The sequence below is a fragment of the Hymenobacter cyanobacteriorum genome (assembly GCF_022631375.1).
In the GTDB taxonomy this organism is placed as follows: domain Bacteria; phylum Bacteroidota; class Bacteroidia; order Cytophagales; family Hymenobacteraceae; genus Hymenobacter; species Hymenobacter cyanobacteriorum.
This window is the reverse complement of sequence record NZ_JALBGC010000001.1, coordinates 396,889-419,811: the sequence shown is the minus strand read 5'-3', so window position 1 is coordinate 419,811 and position 22,923 is coordinate 396,889. Positions and strand designations below refer to the sequence as shown.

At 61.4% G+C, this 22,923-nt stretch carries 19 protein-coding genes; 7 read left to right on the top strand and 12 right to left on the bottom strand.

The annotated features are described in order from the left end of the window. Positions 1 to 136: 136 nt before the first annotated feature. Together MON38_RS01920 and MON38_RS01915 are read left to right on the top strand one after the other, a co-directional pair. Positions 137 to 946 (top strand): SDR family oxidoreductase, encoded by an 810-nt coding sequence (locus MON38_RS01920; RefSeq protein WP_241934441.1) that lies wholly within the window; start codon positions 137 to 139, stop codon positions 944 to 946. Between the two features lie 51 nt (positions 947 to 997). After that, positions 998 to 2,098: an acyltransferase family protein gene (locus tag MON38_RS01915; RefSeq protein ID WP_241934440.1), complete on the top strand. Its 1,101-nt coding sequence runs from the start codon at positions 998 to 1,000 to the stop codon at positions 2,096 to 2,098. Between the two features lie 84 nt (positions 2,099 to 2,182). On the opposite strand, the gene MON38_RS01910 is transcribed toward MON38_RS01915, so the two are convergent. Continuing rightward, positions 2,183 to 3,838, bottom strand: a complete 1,656-nt coding sequence (locus MON38_RS01910) for a S8 family peptidase (protein WP_241934439.1) — start codon at positions 3,836 to 3,838, stop codon at positions 2,183 to 2,185. A 208-nt stretch (positions 3,839 to 4,046) separates the two neighbouring features. Between MON38_RS01910 and MON38_RS01905 the strand changes: the two genes are divergently transcribed. From MON38_RS01905 to MON38_RS01885, 5 genes are all read left to right on the top strand, one after another. Then, positions 4,047 to 6,668, top strand: coding sequence for a PIG-L family deacetylase (locus MON38_RS01905; RefSeq protein ID WP_241934438.1), 2,622 nt, complete (start codon positions 4,047 to 4,049; stop codon positions 6,666 to 6,668). Positions 6,669 to 6,847: 179 nt separating this feature from the next. Beyond that, positions 6,848 to 8,224 (top strand): aspartate kinase, encoded by a 1,377-nt coding sequence (locus tag MON38_RS01900; protein ID WP_241934437.1) that lies wholly within the window; start codon positions 6,848 to 6,850, stop codon positions 8,222 to 8,224. Positions 8,225 to 8,327: 103 nt separating this feature from the next. Next, a complete protein-coding gene (locus tag MON38_RS01895) occupies positions 8,328 to 8,969 on the top strand; it encodes a phosphatase PAP2 family protein (protein ID WP_241934436.1) in 642 nt (213 codons plus the stop codon). 172 nt (positions 8,970 to 9,141) lie between these two features. Next, positions 9,142 to 10,020: a glycerophosphodiester phosphodiesterase gene (locus MON38_RS01890; protein WP_241934435.1), complete on the top strand. Its 879-nt coding sequence runs from the start codon at positions 9,142 to 9,144 to the stop codon at positions 10,018 to 10,020. A 197-nt stretch (positions 10,021 to 10,217) separates the two neighbouring features. Next, positions 10,218 to 12,158, top strand: a complete 1,941-nt coding sequence (locus MON38_RS01885; protein ID WP_241934434.1) for a CocE/NonD family hydrolase — start codon at positions 10,218 to 10,220, stop codon at positions 12,156 to 12,158. A 183-nt stretch (positions 12,159 to 12,341) separates the two neighbouring features. Here MON38_RS01885 and MON38_RS01880 read toward each other — a convergent pair whose 3' ends face one another. The 11 genes from MON38_RS01880 to MON38_RS01830 all read right to left on the bottom strand — a co-directional run bounded on the left by MON38_RS01880 (position 12,342) and on the right by MON38_RS01830 (position 22,770). Further along, positions 12,342 to 13,226: a DUF2911 domain-containing protein gene (locus tag MON38_RS01880; protein ID WP_241934433.1), complete on the bottom strand. Its 885-nt coding sequence runs from the start codon at positions 13,224 to 13,226 to the stop codon at positions 12,342 to 12,344. Positions 13,227 to 13,319: 93 nt separating this feature from the next. Then, positions 13,320 to 13,649 carry a DUF5615 family PIN-like protein gene (locus MON38_RS01875; protein ID WP_241934432.1) on the bottom strand — a complete coding sequence of 110 codons (330 nt, stop codon included), beginning with the start codon at positions 13,647 to 13,649 and terminating at the stop codon, positions 13,320 to 13,322. After that, on the bottom strand, positions 13,633 to 13,872 hold the full coding sequence (locus MON38_RS01870; RefSeq protein ID WP_241934431.1) for a DUF433 domain-containing protein: 240 nt from the start codon (positions 13,870 to 13,872) through the stop codon (positions 13,633 to 13,635). Before MON38_RS01870 ends, MON38_RS01875 begins: the two co-directional genes overlap by 17 nt. Before the next feature lie 70 nt (positions 13,873 to 13,942). Next, entirely contained in the window at positions 13,943 to 14,467 is a 525-nt protein-coding gene (locus MON38_RS01865; RefSeq protein WP_241934430.1) for a hypothetical protein, read from the bottom strand. Between the two features lie 23 nt (positions 14,468 to 14,490). Continuing rightward, complete coding sequence (locus MON38_RS01860; protein WP_241934429.1) at positions 14,491 to 16,338, bottom strand: ABC transporter ATP-binding protein; 1,848 nt, start codon at positions 16,336 to 16,338, stop codon at positions 14,491 to 14,493. A gap of 235 nt (positions 16,339 to 16,573) precedes the next feature. Beyond that, entirely contained in the window at positions 16,574 to 17,065 is a 492-nt protein-coding gene (locus MON38_RS01855; RefSeq protein ID WP_241934428.1) for an energy transducer TonB, read from the bottom strand. A 97-nt stretch (positions 17,066 to 17,162) separates the two neighbouring features. Then, on the bottom strand, positions 17,163 to 18,668 hold the full coding sequence (locus tag MON38_RS01850; RefSeq protein ID WP_241934427.1) for a sodium:solute symporter: 1,506 nt from the start codon (positions 18,666 to 18,668) through the stop codon (positions 17,163 to 17,165). Between the two features lie 178 nt (positions 18,669 to 18,846). Then, the gene (locus MON38_RS01845) at positions 18,847 to 19,860 is read right to left on the bottom strand and encodes an MBL fold metallo-hydrolase (RefSeq protein ID WP_241934426.1); all 1,014 of its coding nucleotides are present in this window, start codon (positions 19,858 to 19,860) and stop codon (positions 18,847 to 18,849) included. 201 nt (positions 19,861 to 20,061) lie between these two features. Beyond that, positions 20,062 to 21,078 (bottom strand): hypothetical protein, encoded by a 1,017-nt coding sequence (locus MON38_RS01840; protein WP_241934425.1) that lies wholly within the window; start codon positions 21,076 to 21,078, stop codon positions 20,062 to 20,064. A gap of 88 nt (positions 21,079 to 21,166) precedes the next feature. Beyond that, positions 21,167 to 21,991 (bottom strand): ATP-binding cassette domain-containing protein, encoded by an 825-nt coding sequence (locus MON38_RS01835; RefSeq protein WP_241934424.1) that lies wholly within the window; start codon positions 21,989 to 21,991, stop codon positions 21,167 to 21,169. Next, the gene (locus tag MON38_RS01830) at positions 21,991 to 22,770 is read right to left on the bottom strand and encodes an ABC transporter permease (RefSeq protein WP_241934423.1); all 780 of its coding nucleotides are present in this window, start codon (positions 22,768 to 22,770) and stop codon (positions 21,991 to 21,993) included. Before MON38_RS01830 ends, MON38_RS01835 begins: the two co-directional genes overlap by 1 nt. Positions 22,771 to 22,923: the final 153 nt, after the last annotated feature.

Genomic DNA, 22,923 nt, shown 5'->3' with positions numbered 1-22,923 from the left:
TACGTTTTGACCGCCGTTTGCCCGTCGGGTTTATGGGGGTGGCGGCTGCGCGGTAAAAATCGCAGCCGGCCGCCCTAAATTTGCCCCGCAACCCGTTCCGGCCTTCTGCCGGAAACAGCCGGGTTTATTGCTTTTTATGCCTGCACTCACCGTTCTCATCACCGGCGGCACCTCCGGCATTGGCCGGGCCTGCGCCCTGGCCTTCGGCCGCGCCGGCTACCAGGTGGCCATCACCGGCCGCGATGCCGCGAAGCTCGCCGACACCGCCGCCGCCCTCACGGCGGCCGGCATCACCAACCTGGCCATCCGGGCCGACGTGGGCGACGAAGCTGCCGCCGAGCGCGCCGTGCAGGAAACCGTGGCCCGCTTCGGCGGCCTCGACGTGCTGCTCAACAACGCCGGCATCAGCATGCGCGCCCGCTTTCAGGACGCCGACCTGGAGGTTATCAAGCAGCTGATGCAGACCAACTTTTTCGGCACTGTGTTCAGCACCAAGTTTGCCCTGCCGCACCTGCTCCGGAGCAAGGGCAGCATCGTGGGCATCAGCAGCATTGCGGGCTACCGTGGGCTGCCGGGCCGCACCGGCTACTCGGCCTCGAAGTTTGCCATGAACGGCTTCCTCGAAGCCCTGCGCACCGAGCTGCTCGACCAAGGCGTGCACGTGCTCACGGCCGCGCCGGGCTTCACGGCCTCCAACATCCGCAACACGGCGCTGGCCGCCGACGGCTCGGCCCAGGGCGAATCGCCGCGCGACGAGGGCGCCATGATGAGCAGCGAAGCCGTGGCCGACGAGATTCTGCACGCCGTGCAGCAGCGCAGGCGCACCCTCACCCTCACCGGCCAGGGCAAGTTCGTGGTGTTGCTCAATAAGCTGCTCCCCGGCCTCAGCGACCGGCTGGTGCTGAACCACTTTCGCAAGGAAGAAAAGGGCGTAAACGTCGGGTAGCCGCCGCTGGGCCCGCCCGGCCCGGCGGCCCCCGAAACTGCCCGCTTCCGCATGGAACCTCAACCGCCCCAGCCGCCCCGCCGGCTCTACGCCATCGACCTGCTGCGCCTGCTGGCGGCTCTGGCGGTGGTGTTTTACCATTATGCCTACCGGGGCTACATGGCCAACCACTACAGCCCCGTAGCGTTTCCGGCGCTGGCTCCCGTGGCCAAATACGGCTACCTGGGGGTCGAGCTGTTTTTTATCATTTCGGGCTACGTGGTGCTGCGCAGCGCCCAGGGCAAAACCGTGCGGCAGTTCTTCCGCTCGCGGGCGACGCGGCTGTACCCGGCTTTCTGGGTGGCCTGCACGCTCACGTTTGCCGCCAAGCAGCTGTGGGGGGCGGGCAGCGGCCCGGAGGGCCTGCCGGCCGTGCTGCACGCCACGGTGCCGCAGTACCTCTACAACCTGACCATGCTGCACGAGTTTCTGGGCGTGCCGGTGATGGACAGCGTGTACTGGTCGCTGACGATGGAAATAACCTTCTATTTCCTGATTGCCCTGCTGATTGGCAGCGGTCGGCTGCGGTCCGTCGACTGGTTTCTGGTGGCGTGGCTGGCGTATGCGGCGCTGCCGGGGCTGCCGCACATCGGGCCGCTGTTTGCGCTGCTGTTCTTCCCGCGCTACGCGCCGTATTTCATCGCGGGCATGCTGTTCTTCCTCATGCAGCCGCCGCAGGGGCGTACCCCGCTGCGCTACGGGCTGCTGCTGCTGGCCTACCTGCTGGCGCTGCGCACCGGGGCAAAGGTGTCGCAGGAACTGGCCGTGGTGTTTCAGGACTCGTTCTCGAACCTGGTCGCCGGGGGCGCCATCACGGCTTTTTTTGGCGTGTTTTTCCTGATTACCCGCGAGAAGCTCAATTTCCACCGCCAGGCGTGGCTGGCGGCCTGGGGCGGGCTCACGTATCCGCTCTACCTGCTGCACTGCGACATCGGCTTCCTTACCTTCCACCGGCTCGGCAGCCAATTCAATAAGTACGTGCTGCTGGCCGGCCTGCTGCTCCTGATGCTGGCCGCGGCGCGCGGCATCAACGTGTGGGTCGAAAAACGCCTGAGCCAGCAGCTGGGGCAGCAGCTTGATAAAGCACTCGACTACCTGAACCGGCGGTTTTAAATTAAAAGGCAGGAGTTACAAGGGAAAAAGGCCCGTCTGAATTATCGGACGGGCCTTTTTCCCTTGTAACTCCTAACTTTTAACTCAAAGCGACGCTTTCTGCGCCAGTTTCACGGCTTCGTACATATCGACCACGCCGCCGGTCACGGACAGCGTCGAGAAGTCGACCAGCTTTTCGCCGCCGGGCGTCTGCACTTTGGTGTGGTGCACCTGGGCCGACTGCATGATGATGCGCTTCAAATCCGTGGCCGTGAGCTTGGGGAAGTACGACTTGAGCACCGCCGCCACGCCAGCCGTGACGGGCGAGGCCATGCTGGTGCCGCTTTCGTTGCCGTAGACGCTGCCGGGCAGCGTGCTGTAGATGTTCACGCCGGGCGCAAACACGTCCACACCCTTGTGGCTGTAGTTGGAGAAGTCGGCGGTGAGGTGGCTGTTATCGAGCGGGCCCGACGCGCCCACCGTGAGCAGGTTGGGCACGGTCGTGTTGTTCATATAGAACGAGGCCGGGTAGTTCTCCTCCGTGTCGAGGTTGTGGTTTTCGTTGCCGGCGGCGTGCACCAGCAGCACGCCTTTCTGGGCGGCGTACTTGTAGGCCGCTTCCACGGCCGGGCGCTGGGGCGAAAACTCCTTGCCGAAGCTCATGTTGATAATCTGCGCGCCGTTGTCCACGGCGTAGCGGATGGCGTTGGCCACGTCCTTGTCGCGCTCATCGCCGTCGGGCACGGCCCGCACCACCATAATGCGCACGGGGTCGGGCGCCAGGCCCTGGATGCCGACATTGTTGGTACGCACCGCCGCAATGATGCCCGCCACGTGGGTGCCGTGCATGGGGTCGGGGCCGTGCAGGTCGTTGTTGCCGTAGTAGCGCTGCGTCACGTCGTTGGGGTTATCCTTCACGATGTCGGCGCGCGGGTCGAAATTCAGGTTCAGCGAGTTGTCGAGCAGGCTGCGCTCCTGCTTGGCGCCTTCGTTCAGCTGTTTCAGCAGGGCATCCGAGTCGGCGGCGCCGGTCTGGCGCATCATTTCCAGCATGCCCGCAATGGCCCGCTTCAGGTTGGGGTCGTCGGCCTTGGCGTTGCGCAGGGCCACGGTGTCGAGCTTGTCGGTGCCCAGGGCCTGCTTCATGGCCGCCACCATGTCGGTGATGGGACCGGTCATGCTTTCCACCTGCTGGTTGCGCTCGATTTCTTCTTTCAGGCGGGCTTTGTAGGCTTTTTCAGCCTTTTCATAGAGCACGAAATCGGCCTTGTCGACGGGCTTCACTGTTTTGGCTGTCAGGCCCTTGAAGCGCTTGCGGCCGGCCGCCACAATGCGCGTCATCTCCAGGGTTTCGGCGTTCACGTTGCGGCCGTCGGGGCCGCCCAGAAAATTCCAGCCGTGCACGTCGTCCACGTAGCCGTTCTTGTCGTCGTCGATGCCGTTGCCGGGAATCTCGCCCCGGTTGCGCCACAGCACGGGTTTCAGGTCGACGTGGGCCGTGTCGATGCCCGAGTCAATCACGGCCACCACCACGGGCGTGGGCACCAGGTTTTTGAGGATTTCCGCATACGCGCGGTTGGCACCCACGCCGGGCACGTTGTCGAGCTGCGGGTCTTTGAGGTACCACTGGGCGGCGCTCATGTCGCCGGCCGGCGGGGTGGCGGTAGTCGAAGGCGCGTTAACCGACTGGGCCTGGGCCAGCGCCGGCCCGGCCAGCAAAGCCACGGCGAGCGACCAGCGGCGGAAGGGAGGAATCGTCATGAATGAAATATAGCGCTGTCACGCGACAGCGGTGGTGGGAAGTAAACCGAACTTGGTGCAAAGGAAGTTCGGCCACGGCAAAGACGGGGCCAAGCCGGTCGGTGTTGCGCTGGTGAGAAGCTGCCGATAATCGGCCCGGGCTGTCCGCCCATGCCATCGGGGCCCTGTCATCCGGTAACTTCACGGCCTCAATTCCGGTTTCCTGCGCATGATTCGTTCCCTCCGCCCGCTCGCTGCGGCCCTGCTGCTGTTCACTGTTAACTGCTCCCTGTTGACTGAAGCGCAAGCGCAGACCCCCAAAACCTACACCTCCTCCGAAATTCTGCTGGGCCTCAAGAAGCTCAACGTCCTCGGCTCGGTGATGTACCTGGCCGCCCACCCCGACGACGAAAACACCCGCCTCATCGCCTACATGGCCAACGAGCGCCTGCTCGAAACCAGCTACCTGAGCTGCACCCGCGGCGACGGCGGCCAGAACCTCATCGGCCCCGAGCTGCGCGAAGGCCTGGGCGTGATTCGCACGCAGGAGCTGCTGGCGGCCCGGCGCCTCGACGGCGGCCGGCAGTTCTTCACCCGCGCCAACGACTTCGGCTTCTCCAAAACCTCCGACGAAACCTTTCGCATCTGGGACAAGGAGCAGGTGCTCGCCGACATGGTATGGGTCATCCGCCAGCGCCGGCCCGACGTGCTCATCACCCGCTTCCCACCCGACGCCCGCGCCGGCCACGGCCACCACCAGGCCAGCGCCATCCTTGCCGCCGAAGCCTTCGACGCCGCCGGCGACCCCAAGCGCTTCCCCGACCAGCTCCAGTACGTGCAAGCCTGGCAGCCCAAGCGCCTACTCTGGAACACCGGCAGCTTCTTCGTGAAGCCCGGCGAAAACATGGACGGCTACCTCCGGCTCGACGCCGGCGGCTACAACCCCCTGCTGGGCCAGAGCTACGGCGAAATCGCGGCCCGCAGCCGCAGCAACCACCGCAGCCAGGGCTTCGGCTCGGCCGCCCAGCGGGGCGAGGCGCTGGAGTATTTCCAGCCCGTGAAAGGCGACAAGGCCACCAAAGACCTGTTCGAAGGCGTGGACCAGACCTGGAACCGGGTACCCGGCGGCGCGGCCGTGGGCAAGCTCATCGAGGAGGTGATTCGCAAGTACGACCCGAGCAACCCCAGCACCAGCGTGGCAGGGCTTCTGAAGGTGCGGCAAGAAATGGGAACAGCTTATGATAAAGCTGCAAAATCTTCAACATATGGAGACAGAACAGCAGTGGAATTGAAACGAGTTGAAAACGAGTTGGGGAGTGCTCGATATTGGGTAGAAGCGAAGCAACAGCAGATTGACGAATTGCTTAAAGCCTGTCTTGGGCTGTCTGTTGAAGTGATAGCGACAGAAGCTACTATCGTTTCAGACACTGGTGCGGTCTTTAATTATGAATTAATTAACCGTTCATCACAGGCTATTAAGGTATTGGGCGTGCAGTTGCTCGATGAATTTAGCCATGCTGGTTCGCGTAACAAAACGCAAGGAGTTGTTCTGAATAAGAATCAGAAGAACAATGGAAAAATCAAGACAGATACCTTTGGCTATACCATTTCACAACCCTACTGGCTTCAAAAGCCAGGCACAATAGGAATGTATGTTGTAGACAAACAGTCTTTGCGTGGCACTCCAGAAAATGCCAAGTATCCGGAAAGAATCGAAGCTGTTTGCAGCATCTTGATTGGTGATGGAACCCCTAATTCGTCACAACTGGATATTAAAGTCCCTGTTCAGTACAAGCACACCGACCCCGTGCTGGGCGAATTATACCAGCCGCTGGCCGTGGTGCCGCCCGTGTTGGTGAACCTGCCGCCGGCCCGTTCCTACGTCTTCGCCGATGCCCAGCCCAAGACCGTGCCCGTCACGCTGCGGGCTGGGCGCGCCGGGGTGAGCGGCCGCCTGGCCCTGGCCCTGCCTGCCGGCTGGAAGTGCGAGCCCGCCACCGCCGACTTCGCCCTCGCCGCCAAAGACGAGGAGCTGACCGTAAACTTTCAGGTGCAGCCCCTGGCCGGCGCCGCGCCCGGCCGCGCCGAGCTGCGCGCCACCGCCACCGTGGCCGGCCAGGCCTACGCCCGCGGCATCCAGAAAATCGAGTACCCGCACATCCCCACGCAGTTCCTCTTCCCCGAAGCTGTGGCCCCGCTGGTGAAGCTCGACCTGAAGCGGCGCGGCCAGAACGTGGCCTACCTCATGGGCGCCGGCGACGAAGTGCCCGACGCGCTGCGCCAAATCGGCTACAACGTGACCCTGCTCGAACCCAAGGACCTCACCGCCCCCAACCTCAAGAAATTCGACGCCCTCGTGGTCGGCATCCGCGCCTACAACACCGTCGACCGCCTTAAAACCCAGCAGCCCGAAATCCTCAAATACATCGAGCAAGGCGGCAACGTAGTGGTGCAATACGTAGTGAACCGCGGCACCGTGATGCCCGAAATCGGCCCCTACCCACTAACGCTCTCCTCCGACCGCGTAACCGTGGAAGACGCCCCCGTGACCCTCACGAAGCACCAGCTACTAGCCGCCCCCAATAAAATCACCGCCGACGATTTTAAAGGCTGGGTGCAGGAGCAGGGCCTCTACTACCCCTCGAAATGGGACCCGAAATACCAGACCGTGATTTCCAGCAGCGACCCCGGCGAGGCGCCCAAGGAAAGCGCCATTCTGGTCACGGACTACGGCAAGGGTCACTACATCTACACGGGTTTGTCGCTGTTTCGGGAGCTGCCGGCGGGCGTGCCAGGCGCCTACCGTATTATCACGAACATGATTTCCTACGGGAAGGAGCCGGCGCAGTAGCGGGTTGTAGCTAATCCAAAAAGAACGTCATGCTGAGCGCAGTCGAAGCATCTCTACCGTAGCAGTAATCCTATAGATTGGGTTTACTATTGCGGTAGAGATGCTTCGACTGCGCTCAGCATGACGTTCTTTTGCGTTAAAATCATCCTCGGGCGTTTGCGCCCCACGCTTAAATACCCGTGCTCACAGTTGAAAAAATCGGCGGTACCTCGATGACCGCCTTCGCCGACGTCCTCGACAACATCATCTTCCACGGCCGCGAGGGCGCGAAGCTGTACAACCGCATTTTTGTGGTGTCGGCCTACGCCAACGTCACTAACTGGCTGCTGGAGAATAAGAAAACCGGCGACCCCGGCGTCTACCACCACATCACCCAGAACCAGGAGTTTCGGGCGGCCCTGCAGGACGTAGCCGCCAAACTCAAGGAGCTGAACAAGCAGTACGAGCCGCTGGGCCTCGATTTGGCCGTGGCCGATTCCTTCATCCAGCAGCGCATTGACCAAGCCCAAACCTACCTCGACAGCCTCGTGAACGTGCTGGCCTCGGGCTATGTCAACAGCACCAACATCCTGCAGGCGGCCCGCGAAATTCTGGCTTCGATAGGGGAGGCCCACTCGGCCTTCAACTCCGTCAACATCCTGCAAAGCCGGGGCCTGAACGCCACGCTGGTCGACCTCAGTGGCTTCGACGACGCCCAGGCGCTGACGATTGACGAGCGTATCCGTCAGTCGTTCGCCGACATTGAATTTGCCAAAACCATCTGCATCGCCACCGGCTACACCAAGGGCACCGAGGGCATCATGCGCGAGTTCGACCGGGGCTATTCGGAAGTCACCTTCAGCAAGATTGCCGTGGCCGTGCGGCCGCAGGAGGCCATTATTCACAAGGAATACCACCTCAGCTCGGCCGACCCCAATCTGGTGGGCGTCGACCAGTGCCACCCCATCGGCTTCACTAACTACGACGTGGCCGACCAGCTCGCCGACGTGGGCATGGAGGCCATCCACCCCAAAGCCTCGAAGCCGCTGGAGATAAACGCCATCGACCTGCGCATCAAAAACACCTTCGAGCCCGAGCACCCCGGCACGCTCATCACCCGCGACTATGTGTCGCCCACCAAGCGCATCGAAGTCATCACCGGCACCGAGAAAGTCGTCCTCATCGACATTCACGACCCGCTGATGGTGGGCGCGGCCGGCTTCGACCTGCACCTGATGCAGGTGTTCTACGACCTCGGGGTGAGCTACATTTTCAAGGCCACCAGCGCCAACAGTATCACCATGCTCATCTGGGAAAAGGACCTGAAGCCGCAGCTGCTGGCCGCGCTAGAGGCTAAATACGAGAACGTAACCGTCGAGAAAGCCGCGCTGGTCTGCCTCATCGGCTCCAATATCGACGAGCCCGGCCTGCTGGCCCGCGCCGCCAGCGCTCTGGCCGATGCCGGCATCAACATCCGCAGCGCCGGATTTGCATTGCGTAAGGTCAACATCCAGTTCATCGTGGGCCGCGAGGATTATCAGACGGCCATCATCGCGCTGAACCAGGCGCTGGGGTAGCGGGGGGGTAAAAGTTAGGAGTGATGAGTTAAGAGTGAAAACTGCTTATTGATTGCGCCTTTTCAACTCTTAACTCATCACTCCTAACTTTTAACTGCCTGCCATGACGCTTCGCCAGTTTCTGCTCTTCACGGCCCTCACGCTGCCGGCCTGCGCCCTGCTGATTCTATCCGGCGACCAGCCGCTGGCCGGTTTCATCCACGGGCATTTCACCTGGTCGGCCCCGTTTTTCGCCGCCCTCACCGCCGCTGCCGACCGTGTGCACGAGGCGCTGATGACGCACGTGCTGGGCCTGCCCGTCATCTTCCTGGCGTTGGGGCTGGCCTTCGCCATCGGGCGCTATGGCCTCAAGAGGCGCGGGGCCACGCTGTTCCTGGTGCTGCTGCTTACCCACGAGTTCAGCATGGTGCTGGCCAATGTATTGAAGGGCGCGGTGCACCGCCTGCGGCCGGAGGTGCAGTTTGGGGCCGGCTACGCGGGCTCGGGCCTGTGGGCCACGGGGCCGCATAACGACTCGTTTCCATCCTACCACACGGCGGTTTATTTCAGTTTGTTCTGGCCGCTGGCGGTGGCATTTCCGAAGTATCGGGGGCCGCTGTTGGTGCTGCCGGTGCTGATTGGGCTGGGCCGGCTGGTGCTGGGCGCGCACTACCTCAGCGACGTCTGGTTTTCGGTCTGGCTGGTGGTGGCGCTCACGTTCCTGTTTGGGCGGTTGGATAAGCCGCGCGCAATAGAACAGGTGTAGAGACGCGACACTTCGCGTCTCGGCGTCAGGTTTGCTGGCCTTCGGTTACACGGCACCGCTGGAAGTTGCATCCAACGGTGCGGACGCCGAGACGCGAAGTGTCGCGTCTCTACAACCCGGCGCACCCTTTGCCGTTCAGCCCCAACCGGCGCGTGCCGGCCTTCTCTTTTACATGATACGATACCGCTTACTCCCACTTTTTCTGCTGACGATGCTGGCGGCCTGCACCGCCACCAAGCCCGTCGCCAACCCCAAATTGGTGGTGCTGGGCCATGCCGGCTCGGGCTTCTACACGCCCATCAGCCCGATTAATTTCCGGCCGCCGAGCAGTTGGCGCGGCATTCGGCGCGCCCTGCTGCGCGGGGCCGACGGCGTGGAAATCGACCTGCAAATGAGCCGCGACAGCGTGGTAATGCTCTACCACGACCAGAAAATGCAGGACGGCAGCACCGGCAACGGCTGCATCAGCGAGCGCACGGCGGCCGAAATCAAGCAGGCGCGCTACCGTGGCGGCTTCCCCTACGACCTCATTCAGAAGGAGCGGCCCATCAGCTTCGACACGCTGCTGGCCCGGTTCAGCCGGCGGCCCACGTTCCCGCTCCTGCACCTCGATTTACACGAGGACGACCAGTGCCTGCCCGCCGGCCACCAGCACGACCGCACGCCGCTGCTCATCCGCCAGATTGCCCGCAGCCTCGCCCGCTACCACGTAGCGCCCGAAAAGGTGCTGCTCGTGACGCAGGAGGGCCCCACCATCCGGCTGGCCCGCGCCGCCATGCCCGGCGTGCGCGTCGGCCTCGAAATTGCTTCCGATGAGTTCGCCTTCGGCCTGAAAGTGGCCAAAACCGAAAACGTACGTACCGTGGTGCTCGATGCCGACCGCGTGACGCCCGAACAGAGCGCCCAGGCCCACGCCGCCGGTCTCACGGTGGTGGTGTTCGGTGGCCGCTCGCCCAAAGATTTGCGCCGCATCCTCAAAACCCAGCCCGATGAGATTGAGGTAGATAACGTGAAGCGCCTGCTGCAAATGCAGGGCCGGGGCGGGAAGTAGGAGCGAGGAAGGACGGTTGAAAAAAGAACGGTCATGCTGAGCGCAGTCGAAGCATCTCTCCCGCACAAGTAATTCATTTACTATTGCACGCGAGATGCTTCGACTGCGCTCAGCATGACCGTTCTGATGCGAGAGTAGCCAATTTGAAACCGGCGTCTACCTTTACCTCCGTTCTCCCACCTCAAAACCTGCTCTGCATGAAATCAATTACGCTCTTCGCCGTAGTGCTTGGCGCAGCGGCGGCCACGCCGGCTTTCGCCCAACAGATGGGCGCGCCCTACCCGGTGTGGTCGGAAGGCGAAAAGGCCCGCTACGCCACCATCATCGCCGATACCTCCTACATCAAGGAGCACTACAAAAAGTCGGAACACCAAGTGGCCATGCGCGACGGCGTGAAGCTCTACACCATCGTGTACGCGCCCGCCGATGCCGACAAGGTGCGCTACCCCATCATGCTCAACCGCACGCCCTACGCCATCGGGCCCTACAAGTCGGCACGCATGAAGCTGAATCTGGGGCCGAGCAGCGAGATGATGCACGAGGGCTACATTTTCGTGTACCAGGACGTGCGCGGGCGCTACATGAGCGAGGGCCAGTTCATCGACGTGCGTCCCGAAAAGGAAGTGCACAAGGGCAAAACCGACGTCGACGAAGGCACCGACACTTTCGACACCATCGAGTGGCTGCTGAAAAGTAAGGACGCCCCCAAAAACAACGGCCGCGTGGGCCAGTGGGGCATCAGCTACCCCGGCTACTACACCGCTACCGGCCTGCTGGCCCGCCACCCGGCCCTGAAAGCCGCCTCGCCCCAAGCCCCCATCGCCGACTGGTTCTGGGACGATTTCCACCACAACGGGGCGTTTTTCCTGCCGCACGCTTTCAACTTCCTGGCCAGCTTCGGGCTGCCCCGGCCGCAGCCCACGCCCACCGGCAACCCCGGCTTCAAGCACGGCACGCCCGATGGCTACGACTTCTTTATGAAGATGGGCCCGCTGAAAAATGCCGATGCCCGCTACTACAAGGGCCAGGTCGCGTTCTGGAACGAGCTGATGCAGCACCCCAACTACGACGAGTACTGGCAGGCCCGCGACCTGCGCCCGCACCTCAAAAACCTGCAGCCCGGCACGGCCGTGCTCACGGTGGGCGGCTTCAACGATGCCGAGGATTTGTTCGGCGCGCTCAACATCTACAAGAGCATTGAAAAGCAGAACCCCGGCCTGCGCAACGGCCTCGTGATGGGCCCTTGGGTGCACGGTGGCTGGGCGCGCGGCTCGGGCGAAATCGTGGGCAACGTGGCCTACGGTTCGGCCCCGTCGTTTTATTACCAGAAGGAAATCGAAGCGCCGTTCTTCAAGTCCTACCTCAAAGACGGCAAGCCCGCCAACCTGCCCGAAGCCACCGTATTCGAAAGCGGTACCAACCAGTGGCGCACCTTCGACGCCTGGCCGCCCAAAGCCGCGCAGGACCGCACGCTCTACTTCCAGCCCAACGGCAAAATCAACTTCGAGCAGCCCGCCGCCGGTGCCGAGTTCGACCAGTTTCTGAGCGACCCGGCCCACCCCGTGCCCTTTTCCGAAGCCACCACCGTGGGCATGACCCGCGAGTACATGACCGACGACCAGCGCTTCGCCAGCCGCCGCCCCGACGTGCTCACCTACCAAACCGACGTGCTCACGAGCCCGCTCACCCTGGCCGGCCCCATCCAGGCGCTGCTGCAGGTGGCCACTACCGGCTCCGATGCCGACTGGGTCGTGAAAATCATCGACGTGTACCCCGACAACACCCCCGACAACCCGCGCCTCAACCCCAACGTGCACCTCGGCGGCTACCAGCAAATGGTGCGCTCCGAAGTAATGCGCGGCAGCTTCCGCAACAGCTTCTCGAAGCCGGAGCCCTTCACGCCCGGCCAAATCACGTCCGTTCCCTTCACCGTGCAGGACCTCATGCACACCTTCCAGCCCGGCCACCGGCTCATGGTGCAGGTGCAAAGCACCTGGTTTCCCCTCGTGGATAGGAACCCCCAGAAATACGTTGACAACATCTACAACGCCGACGAGGCTGATTTCCAGGCCGCCACGCACCGCCTCTACCACGCCCCCGGCCACGCCTCGCAGCTGGTGCTGAAGGTGCTGCCGTAGCGCCGGCAGCGGGGCCTCACCCCCGGCCCCTCTCCGGTGGAGAGGGGAGCCAGGGCGGCTTAGCAGTAAATATTAACCTGAAAACAAAAGCCCCGACACCAATAGGTACCGGGGCTTTCGTTTTCAGGTCGTTAGGCTCCCCTCTCCACCGGAGAGGGGCCGGGGGTGAGGCCCCAGGTCCGCTTACTTGCCCATTTTCTTGGCTTCGGCCATCAGGTCTTCGTTCATCTTCACGTACTCGCCGTTTGGCGGGGTGGCGGCCAGTGCGGCTTTCTTCGATGCTTCGGCGGCTTTGGTAGCGCCGGCGTAATCCTTCATTTTGAGGCGGATTTTGGCTTCCGTGTTCAGGTTCCAGAACTTGGTGGGCTCGGCGGCGTTGGCTTTTTCCATCCAGGCCAGGGCCTGCTTCAGGTCCTTGTTATTGTCGTAGTAATACACGGCCGCGGCGGCCAGGTCGCCGGGGGCGGGGGTGGCGGCTTTGGTGATTTTCTCGTCAATCTGGGCCATCACCTTGGTGTCCACGTCGGCCGTCACCTTGAACTTGGCGCCGGTGTTTTCCCACTCCATGGCCACATTGGCGGTGGCGGGGGTGATGTCGGTGAAGTTGATGGTGAAGGTTTCGACCTTGCTGGCCACCTTGTAAGGCTTGATGGTGAAGCGGGCCACGTCCTGGTCGTCCTTGAAGCCGTCCACGTCCGCGCCCTGCTTCAGGCTCTTGTTGAGCACCACCATCCACTCCGTTTTGTTCGGGATGGTGTAGATGCCGTACTCGCCAGCCGCTACTTTCTTGCCCTCAATCATCACATCGTCGGAGAACTTGATGCTGGTGGTGCCGTTGGCACCCGTGCGCCAGCGCTTGCCAAACGGCACGACGGTGCCGAAGATGTTGCGCGCCTTCACGCCCGGTCGCGAGTAGGTAATGGTGATATCCGTGAGGCCTACGCGCTGCGAAACGGTGCTCAGGGGGCTGGCCGCGGGCGTGCGGATTTGGGCCTGGGCCGCCGGTGCCGCCAGCAGGGTAGCCGCTGTTGCAACAGCGACGGAGAAAGGTGCGAAGTGCTTGCTCATCAGTAAGGAGAGGGTGAGGGGGAGTTGTTGTGGGGCCAAAAATACGAAACCCGCGCTTGGGGCGCGGGTTTTGGAGTGTTAAAGCCTGCTTCATTACGAGGCCTTGATAATGATTGGCCCCGGCGGCTGGTCGCCTGTCGCCAACAGCGTATTGATTTGAGCAGAGAGTTTCGTTAGTTCCGCGTAGGTGTTGATGGGGGCATTCAGCACAAACACCGTCAGCGTATACTTATCCAGATTCTGCTGGTGTTGCAGATTTTTATCGAAAGTCAGCAGCGCCTGGAAACCCTCCGCAAGCATCAATTTCAGCAGCTCTCCATCCTTGATGCCATTCCACTGCTTATCCCAAACGGTGTAGACATCGTGGGTGGGAAAATCCAGTTTCAGGCGTTTGGGCAGGTTTTCATCAAGCAGCAGCCGCATACAGTTGGGCTACATTGGAGGAGGTGAGCAACTTAGTCGCGGTTTCGAGCAATCCAATGGCCTGCGCTTTGGAAACCGTTGGAAAATCATCTAGAAACTCGTCCAGCGAAACGCCTGCCTCCAAGTGGTCAAACAGGGTTTCGATAGGCACACGAGTACCGGCGAAAACGGGCTGACCACCGAGAATTTCGGGGTCAATGGTGATGAGGGCGTGGAGGTCCATTAGCGGCGGGTAGCATTAAGAGCAACAAGGGAAGTTAAAAATACAAAACCCGCGCTTGGGTCGCGTTGATTTAAATCGGCTTGATGCGCTTTCGCTTTAGCAATGCCAACAGTTCCTCACGAGTTGCGGGAGAAAGTACGGCGGCGGTATTCAAGAAACATATTCCATTTAAGGAAGTCGTTGCTTGCCTTAACAGTATCCATTGGCCCGCCTGTTTGGCTGTTCTATCGATATTGGACCAAAGTATGGATTCCCGCGAAAGACCCTTACGTACAATCTCCTGGTCATTCAGATAATATGTTACTCCGTTTCGCAAAGCATCGGATTGATAATACTGTTTTCGCCAGCTTAGCCAAGTGGCAATCCAGATAGATACCAGCCCGGCCGGAAATAACATCGGCAGTGCTAAGTCCTGCAGGTTTTTTGCGGTCAGCCCTTCATCGTAAAGCGCTACCCCGACAATAATTAACATAGCAAGCGACAAAAAAGCGAAGCCGATGAGTCGAGGCAGATGCCTTACTCGTAAATCAGCGAACATAAGCTTTTTATATTCGGTGTAAGACAGCAGGGTAGGAGCAATTACAACTTGCTGCATAAGTAGCGAACAAAAGAAATAAATTACGTCAGCTCAAACTGCAGCCGCAGCAGGTTCGCATACAGCCCGCCTTCGCGCTCGCTCAGCTCCTCGTGGGTGCCGGCCTCCACGATGCGGCCGCCGTCGATGACCAGGATTTTATCGACTTTGCGGATGGTGCTCAGGCGGTGGGCGATGATGAGGCTGGTGCGGTGCTCCATCAGCTCGTCGAGGGCGCCCTGCACCAGCTTTTCGCTTTCGCTGTCGAGGGAGGACGTGGCTTCGTCGAGGATGAGGATGGCGGGGTTTTTTAGGATGGCGCGGGCAATGGCCACGCGCTGGCGCTGCCCGCCCGAGAGCTTGATGCCGCGGTCACCCACCACCGTATCAAGCGCCTCGGGAAAGGCCTGGATGAACTGCCAGGCGTTGGCGCGCTGGGCGGCTTCGATGATTTCGGCGTCGGAAGCGCCGGGCTTGCCGTAGGCGATGTTCTCGCGGATGGTTCCGCCGAAAAGCAGCGTTTCCTGCGGCACGATGCCAATGTGGCGGCGCAGGGCCGTGAGGTCGTAGGCATCCACGTCGTGGCCATCGACCACGATGCGGCCGCCGCTAAGCGGGTAAAACTGCATCAGCAGGCCGGCAATGGTGCTTTTGCCCGCGCCGCTGGGGCCCACGAGGGCAATTTTCTCGCCCGCCGCAATGTGGAAATTGATGTCCTTAAGCACCGCGATGTCGGGCCGGGTGGGGTAGCGGAAAGCCACGTGCTCGTAGCGAATGTCGCCCTGAATACGAGCGGGCACCAGTCCTTGGGCCGGCTCAATGTGCGTGGGCTCGGGCGTTTCGTCCAGAATTTCGAGGATGCGCTCCGACGCGCCAAGGGTGCTCTGCACCTTGCCGTACATCTCGCCGAGGCCGGCGATGGATGCGCCGATGAAGGCCGTGTAGAGTAGGAAGGTGAGCAGCTGGCTTACTTCGAGGTGGTCGGGGCCGGGGTTGTAGACCAGCGTGGCGGCGCGCCACAGAATGAGGATGATGCCGCCGGTGAGGCCAATAATGACGAACGACACGAAGCCGCCCCGGAACAAGTTGCTGCGCAGTGCCGCCTGCACCGCCCGGTTCAGGGCCGTGCCGTAGCGCTGGGTTTCAAACTTCTCGTTAGTGAAGGCTTTCACCGAGTTGATGGCCTGCAGCGTTTCCTCCACGATGGTGTTGGTGGTGGCCAATTCCTGCTGGGTCGTCTTGGCCAGCGTGCGGATTTTGCGCCCGAACAGCCCGGCTGCCAGGATGATGGGCGGAAACGTGAGCAGCATGAACAGCGACAGCTTCACCGACACCACCATGATGGCCGTGATGCCAATAACCAAGGTGAAAATCTGCCGGAACAGCTCGGCTAGCGTCAGCGAAAACGTGTCCTGAATCTGGCCCACGTCGGAAGTAATGCGCGAGGTGATGGCTCCCACGCGGTTTTGCTCGAAGAAGGGAATGGGCAACTGCACGAACTTGGCGTAGAGCGCCTGCCGGATGTCGCGCACCGTGAACTCGCTCACCTGCGTGAAAAACCAGATGCGCCCGAACGAGAAAAAGCCCTGAAACACGATGATGACGAACAGTAGCACCGCAATGCGGTCGATGCCCAGCTCGATGCCGTTGGGCAGAATGACGGGCTTGTGATTAGCCGCATCAATGAGCTTGCCGGCCAGAAAAGGGAAGGCCATGAAGGTGCTGCTGCTGAGCAACAACATCATCAGACCCACCGCAAACAGGCCTTTGTAAGGCAGCACGTAGCGGAAAATCCGCAGGCTGCGCTTCAGTGATTCTTTATTTACTTTCGGTTTGGGCAGGTCGGCGGCGAGGGCGTCGCTGCCGCTGGTGTTGAGTCCACTACGGGCCATCGGGTCTTATCTAATTCAACTAATTATAACGCGGCAATTTCGACCGCTGGGCATGAGGCGCGGGTGAAGCACCGTCGGAACATTGGGTGGAAGAACGTTGCATTAGAATGTCATGCTGAGCGCAGCCGAAGCATCTCTACCGCTTCGTTGCAATAGGTCTTGATTACTTGCGCAGTAGAGATGCTTCGACTGCGCTCAGCATGACGTTTTGGGCTTCAACAAAACGTTCCTGTTACTACTGATGCCGGCCGCGCGCGGGCTGGCGGCGCACCTGCTCCACGTGCATGACGCCAGCTTCGCCGAAGGGCACGGGCAATTGCACCAGCACCGGCAGCGGGTGGCCGCGCCGCATGGCCGGCTGCCAGCCTGAAAGCAGGCTCACCACGCGCAGCGCCTCGGCATCGCACTCGGGTGAGAGCGACTGGGCCACCACGGGGTTGCTGATGCTGCCGTCTTCGTTCACGGTGGCATTCACCAGCACCTTGCCGCTGATGTTGTTGGCTTTGGCGGCGGCGGGGTAGTTGATGTGTTCGAGGAAGAACAGGCCCATGGCCTGCTCGCCGCCGGGATACACGGGGGCGCGGTCGGGCCGGTTGGCGGCGGGGTTGCGCTGCACTTGCATCTGGCCGGGTTTCAGAACGATGGTTTGGCCAGTGGCCGGGGCAGGCTGCTGGGCCTGGGCGGTGCCGGCCGCCAGCAGGGCGAGGGTAGCGAATAGAATTTTCATAAGCAACGGAAATGCAAAGACAGGGCCGGATGCGCGGCGGCACGGTCTGGTAGTGGAGCACTAGACGAATCAGGCACCGAAATACCTCAACCCCGGACTAGGCTGGCAGGTTCGCGGGGGCTGGGGCGGCCTCGGTGGGGCGCGAAATGAGCAGCAGGCCAAGGTAGACCAGCGCGCCGTTTAGCAGCAGAATTTCGAAGCCGAACTTGTAGCCGTTCAGCCACTCGACGGAGTGCGTAACGATGAGCAGCGTGAGGCTGACGGCGGCCACGCAGGTGGGCAGCACGAGGCGGTCGCGCAGTTGGCGGTGGGTGAAGATGCCGAATGCGAACAGGCCCAGCAACGGCCCGTAGGTGAAGCCGGCCGCCTTATACACGGCATCAATCAGGCTCTGCTCGTTGAGGACGCGGAAGATGAGGATGATGACGATGAGCACCACCGACCAGCCCAGGTGCGTGAGTTGACGCAGGCGAGTCTGCTGGGCCTCGGGGTATTTTTTGATGTCGAGGAAGTCGATGCAGAACGAGGTGGTGAGCGAGGTCAGGGCCGAGTCGGCCGAGGCGTAGGTGACGGCGATGATGCCCAGGATGAAGATGATGCCGGCCGTGAGCGAGAACTGCGTGGTGGCCAGAAACGGGAAAACCTTGTCGGTATCGAGCGTGCCTTTGAGGTTGAGGAGCTGGGGTAATTCGGCCAGCTTGAGGCCACGGGCGGCGGCGTACTGGTACATGAGTACGCCCAGCGTGAGGAACAGAATGTTGACGCACACGATGACGGGCGTGAACCAGAACAGGTTCTTCTGGGCCTCGCCGAGGCTGCGGCAGCTCAGGTTTTTCTGCATCAAATCCTGGTCGAGCCCGGTCATCACGATGGTGATGAACATGCCCGAGGCGAACTGCTTCCAGAAGAATTTATCGTCGCGGAAATCAGAGAAGTAGACCTGCGACATCGGGCTTTCCTTCACCGAGGTGATGAGCTTGGCGAAGGAATAATTCAGCGCATCCGACATGAAATAGATGCTCAGGGCCACGCAGCTGAGCATGGCCAGCGTCTGGAAAGTGTCGGTCCAGAGAATGGTTTTGAGCCCGCCCTTAAAGGTATAGAGGTAGATGAACAGGATGCTGACCACGACGGTGACGGCAAACGGCACGCCCATGGCATCGAACACCGCCAACTGCAGCACACCAGCCACTAGGTACAGCCGCAGGGCCGAGCCCAACGAGCGGGAAATGAGGAAGAACAGGGCCCCGGTTTTGTAGCTCCAATAGCCAAAGCGCTGCTCCAGATACGAGTAGATGCTCACCAGCCGCAGCCGGTAGTAGAGGGGCATGAGCACGGTGCCGATGACGACGTAGCCCGCCACAAAGCCCAGCGCCACGGCCAGGTAACTCCAGCTTTTGCCGTACACGTTGCCCGGCACCGAGATGAAGGTGACGCCCGAGAGCGAGGTGCCAATCATGGCGAAGGCCACCATGTACCACGGCGCGTTGCGGTTGGCCACGAAGAAGCTTTCGCTGGTGGCACCCCGCGACGTGAGCAGGGCAATGATGATGAGGACGACGAAGTAGCCCGCAACTAGGCTCAATACTAAAGTTGGAGACATTTTTTTAGCTGTTAGCTAATGGCTATTAGCTGTTAGCTTTTATTAGCCACAGCGCAACATGAAGCCACAAAGCTAACAGGTAGCGGCGTGGACATTAGTGGTGGGCTAGTACACGCATTGCGCAGTCGCTCACAATAAGCTAATAGCTAATAGCTAGTGGCTAACAGCTTATAAAAACCTACTCCCAATCCGGCCAGCGCAGCACCTCGCCCACGGCAGGAGCGTGCAGTTCGCCGCGCAGCATGCCGCCGGCGGCTACCTCTTTGATTTGGCGCAGGGGCTCGGAGGCGGGCTCGTCGGCTAGGTTGAAGGTGCCGTAGTGCATGGGCACCACGTGGCCGGCGCGCAACACGTTAGCAGCCTTGGCGGCTTCGTGGGGGTTGACGTGGCTTTTGGCCATCATGTAGGCCGGCTTGTAGGCCCCGATGGGCATCAGGGTGATGTCGATGGGGCCGAAGCGGGCTTCGATGGCCTCGAAGTGCTCGGCATAGGCGGTGTCGCCGGCGAAATAAATCAGCTTGTCCTGCACCCGAATCATGAAGCTGCCCCAGAGCACCTGGTTCAGGTCGGCGAGGCCGCGGCGGTGCCAGTGGGCAGCGGGCAGGTAGGTGATTTCGAGCGGCGCGTTGGGGCCGAGGTCGTACTGCTGCCACCAGCCGGCTTCCTGCACCGGCAGGGCCGGGGCCATGCCGCGCAACAGCGGGGCCATGCGCAACGAGGTTAAAACCTGCATCTGCGGGTTCTGGGCCGCGAGCAGCTTGATGGATTTCTCGTCCAGGTGGTCGCGGTGGCCGTGCGAGAGCAGCAGGTAGTCGATGCTGCGGATGGCTTCGGGCGGGCAGGGCAGGGGGTGGCGGTGCTTCAGGCCGATGGAGCTGAACAGCACGGGGTCGAAGAGCAGCGACACGCCCGCCGCCCGTAGCAAAAAGCAGGAGTGGCCCAGCCACACCAGCATGTCTTCCGTCGAGGAAAAGGCGGCTGCGCAGTCCATTACTTCCGGCACCCAGGTGTCACGCTTCTTCTCCTCCTTCTGCGGGTTGGTTTCGAGCTGCCACTTCAGCACCGTGCCGAAGCTGGGCTCAAACAGCTCCTCGCCGTTGGCGAATTCGCGGCCGAATAGCTTGTTGCCGGGGTAGCCGGGCCGCACGGTGGGCAGCGCCTCGTTGCGGAGATAAGAAATGCGTTGGGCCATGAGAGTCTGAAGAAGCTTCGGGAGCCAAAGAAACGGGCAGGCGGCGGAAGTGTTTTAGAAACGGAAATCGCCTGTCATCCTGAGCGCAGCGAAGGACCGTATCACGCTCGAACGAGTTGTCCTGACGTGGTAAAGTCCTTTGCTGCGCTCAGAATGACAGGCGTTTGCTATCAGTTGCTGGCTGCCGAATAACAACAGCCGCTACTTCGGCAGCGTCAGCAGGTAGCCGATGGTGAAGTTGGCGTCCCAGTCGAACACGAACTGCTTGCAGCCGGTGGCGTCGGCGATGGATTTGTAGATGTTGAGGCCGGCTTTCGACTTGGCGTTGTCGAGCTGGTAGGCGCTGGGCGCATCGAGCACGGTGTAGCGCTCCTTGCCCTTGCGCACCTTCTTGGCCATCTCAAACGGTACGCCACCGATGATAAAGCAGGTACCGCGCAAATCGGCCGGTACCTGGGTGGCTTTGTCCTTTACTTCGGCGGCTACGGTGGCATCGGCGGTGCCTTTCTCGAAGTACTTGGCGCCGTAGGTTTCCACCGACTTCGGCTGGTTGCCGTCGAGCCACGAGATTTTGGTGTTGCCCGAGCCGATGTCAGTCACGAAAGCACGGTCGGCAAACGAGGCCGGCAGCACCGAGCGCAGGCCCAGCACGCCTTCCTTTTCGGGCGTCACGGTATTCACCACGTAGCCCAGGCCCTTCAGCACCTTCACGATTTTGGCGGTGCCCTCGGCTTTCAGCGCGCCCGAGCTCACCACAAAGTGAATGTCCTTGCCGCCCACGCCAAAGTCCAGCATGTTGGCAATGTAGGCCTTGAGGCCGCGGCGGATGTCGTCGTCCGTAGCCATGTTTTCCATCACCAAGCTATTGCCAAAATCGGCTTTTTCCAGCTTCCAGGTGCGGTTCTGGTCGATGCGGACGATGAAAGAGTTGAAGCCGCTGGCCCCCAGCTCCACCACGCCCTTCAGCTTGCCGTCGACGGGCGCGGGCGCTTCGTAGGAGAAGGCTGGCTTGGCTCCGGTAGCTGTGGCGGGCGCGTCGTAGGAGCCTGAGCCGCCTTGGTCACCTGAACGGCTGGTGGTGTCGGCCACCGGGTCGATGGCCGAGCGGCCCGTTTTAGCTAATTCGGGGTTAGTGGCCGTGAAGTGGCGAATGCCGAAGTACAGCCCGAGGACGATGATGGCCGCGATAATGGCCTTGCTGGCGAAAGTGAGGCGCATAGAGAAAGCAGTTGAAAAGGTGAAGAAGAAGCTTGGCGAATGCAATGTTACAAGGCGGCAGGTATTGGCCCACGCCTGCCCGCCGCAATCAGGTCTTCCGGATTTCCTCTTTCAGGTGCTCAATCAGCTGCACAAACTCGGGCCGGGCCTGGATGCCGTGCTGCCAGGCCAGCCCCATTTCGGCCAGGTTGTACTGGTGCTTTTTGCTGATGGTGGCCCCGGCAATGCATTGCCCGGCGGCGTCGCGCTCGGGCCCCAGCAGCCAGAGCGTATCCGAGATGGCGGTGGTGGTAGCCAGGTCGTGCGATACGATAACGACGGTGTTCAGCTCGTCCGAAGTCGTGACTTCCATGATGATTTTCTTCACCTCGTCAATCATCGCGATGTCGAGGCCCGAGAACGGCTCATCCAGAATAATGAGGTGCTCGGAGCACAGCAGTTGCTGGGCAATGGCCGCCCGCTGCCGCTGCCCGCCCGAGAGCATGGTCGGGTACTTGCGCCGGTGCGGGGCCAGGTCGAAGCGCGTCAGGAAGTCCTCGGCGCGGGCCTTGGCTTCGGCCGGCAGGTGCTTGCGACCGGCGGCCACCAGCAGGTTGTCGAGCAGGGTGCGGTGGTTGAAAAGGGGGTAGCGCTGCTGCACAAAGCCCACGTCGCCGGGGCACACGGGGCGCTGCGGGTCGGCCACCAGCACAGTACCAGTGGTAGGAGGCAGCAGCCCCGCGATGATGCGGCACAGCACCGACTTGCCAATGCCCGAGCGGCCGTAGAACCCCACCACCTGGCCCTGGTTCACCCCGGGCCGCACCACGTTCAGCACGTTAAGGCTGATATCGCGCAGAATAACTTCGCCCCCGAACTGCATCGAAATATCGCGCAGCGTCAGCACGGGCTCTTTGTAGATGTGGTCTGCCATTATTTCGCGGTGGTGAGGGCCGAATAAGGAAAGAACATGCGGCGCAGAAACTCGAACACGTAGTCCTGCAGCGCGCCCGTAGCCAGAATCACCAGCTGAATGGCGACCACGCCGGCCAGGTGCAGGTAGCGGTTCTGCTTATACAGCAGCAGGCCGATGCCGCCTTCGGATTGGTAAAGCGTTTCCACCAGCGTAATCATGGTCCAGATGATGGCGAAGTTCTGGCGCACGACTTCGAGCATCTCGTCGAGCTTGCCCAGCACCACGACTTCGTAGAAGCTGCGCCACTCGCTCATGCCCAGCGTGCGGGCGTGGTCCATTTCCTCCTGCGTGGTCGTGAGAATCACGCTCGTCATGCCCGTGACCAGGTACACCGTGGCCCCGAAAATGAGCACCGAGAGTTTCACCTGGTGGCCGGAGCTGACCATCAGGGCCATGAAGAAGGTCAGGCCGGTGAGGGTGAGGTAGCGCATCTTGCTGGCCGCGTAGGCGATGGGACGGAAGAAGGGCAGTGCCGTGAGGTAGGAAATGGCCAGCGCCAGCACCGTGGCAATGGCCAGCGCGCCCAGCGCCGTGGTCAGGCTGGCCCACAGCTCCTGAATCAGCCCCTGCGTCGTCACCAAATCCTTGAAGGCGGTGATGACTTCGCCCAAAGTCGGGAACAATTGCAACGGGTAAAACAGCCACAGCAGCAGCAGCAGCAGTATCTGCACTGCCACCATCGTCAGAAACACCGAGGGCCGGGGCTTGGCGTTGGGAATGAACAAGTCTTTCAGCATGCGGAGAAAAGGGAAAGGAAAATGGAGCGAAACAAAGAACGTCATGCTGAGCGCAGCCGAAGCATCTGGCGTGCAATAGTAAATCAATTACTACTGCGAGCGAGATGCTTCGGCTGCGCTCAGCATGACGTTCTTAGGACTAGGCGTACGGGT

Bases quoted from the DNA above. Each gene is read 5' to 3' on its own strand.
- MON38_RS01895 (WP_241934436.1), top strand. From the start codon at position 8,328: ATGACGCTTCGCCAGTTTCTGCTCTTCACGGCCCTCACGCTGCCGGCC.
- MON38_RS01865 (WP_241934430.1), bottom strand. From the start codon at position 14,467: ATGCAGCAAGTTGTAATTGCTCCTACCCTGCTGTCTTACACCGAATAT.
- MON38_RS01845 (WP_241934426.1), bottom strand. From the start codon at position 19,860: ATGGCCCAACGCATTTCTTATCTCCGCAACGAGGCGCTGCCCACCGTG.
- MON38_RS01915 (WP_241934440.1), top strand. From the start codon at position 998: ATGGAACCTCAACCGCCCCAGCCGCCCCGCCGGCTCTACGCCATCGAC.
- MON38_RS01920 (WP_241934441.1), top strand. From the start codon at position 137: ATGCCTGCACTCACCGTTCTCATCACCGGCGGCACCTCCGGCATTGGC.
- MON38_RS01870 (WP_241934431.1), bottom strand. From the start codon at position 13,872: ATGGACCTCCACGCCCTCATCACCATTGACCCCGAAATTCTCGGTGGT.
- MON38_RS01830 (WP_241934423.1), bottom strand. From the start codon at position 22,770: ATGCTGAAAGACTTGTTCATTCCCAACGCCAAGCCCCGGCCCTCGGTG.
- MON38_RS01850 (WP_241934427.1), bottom strand. From the start codon at position 18,668: ATGTCTCCAACTTTAGTATTGAGCCTAGTTGCGGGCTACTTCGTCGTC.
- MON38_RS01855 (WP_241934428.1), bottom strand. From the start codon at position 17,065: ATGAAAATTCTATTCGCTACCCTCGCCCTGCTGGCGGCCGGCACCGCC.
- MON38_RS01835 (WP_241934424.1), bottom strand. From the start codon at position 21,991: ATGGCAGACCACATCTACAAAGAGCCCGTGCTGACGCTGCGCGATATT.
- MON38_RS01905 (WP_241934438.1), top strand. From the start codon at position 4,047: ATGATTCGTTCCCTCCGCCCGCTCGCTGCGGCCCTGCTGCTGTTCACT.
- MON38_RS01910 (WP_241934439.1), bottom strand. From the start codon at position 3,838: ATGACGATTCCTCCCTTCCGCCGCTGGTCGCTCGCCGTGGCTTTGCTG.
- MON38_RS01880 (WP_241934433.1), bottom strand. From the start codon at position 13,226: ATGAGCAAGCACTTCGCACCTTTCTCCGTCGCTGTTGCAACAGCGGCT.
- MON38_RS01860 (WP_241934429.1), bottom strand. From the start codon at position 16,338: ATGGCCCGTAGTGGACTCAACACCAGCGGCAGCGACGCCCTCGCCGCC.
- MON38_RS01885 (WP_241934434.1), top strand. From the start codon at position 10,218: ATGAAATCAATTACGCTCTTCGCCGTAGTGCTTGGCGCAGCGGCGGCC.
- MON38_RS01840 (WP_241934425.1), bottom strand. From the start codon at position 21,078: ATGCGCCTCACTTTCGCCAGCAAGGCCATTATCGCGGCCATCATCGTC.
- MON38_RS01890 (WP_241934435.1), top strand. From the start codon at position 9,142: ATGATACGATACCGCTTACTCCCACTTTTTCTGCTGACGATGCTGGCG.
- MON38_RS01875 (WP_241934432.1), bottom strand. From the start codon at position 13,649: ATGCGGCTGCTGCTTGATGAAAACCTGCCCAAACGCCTGAAACTGGAT.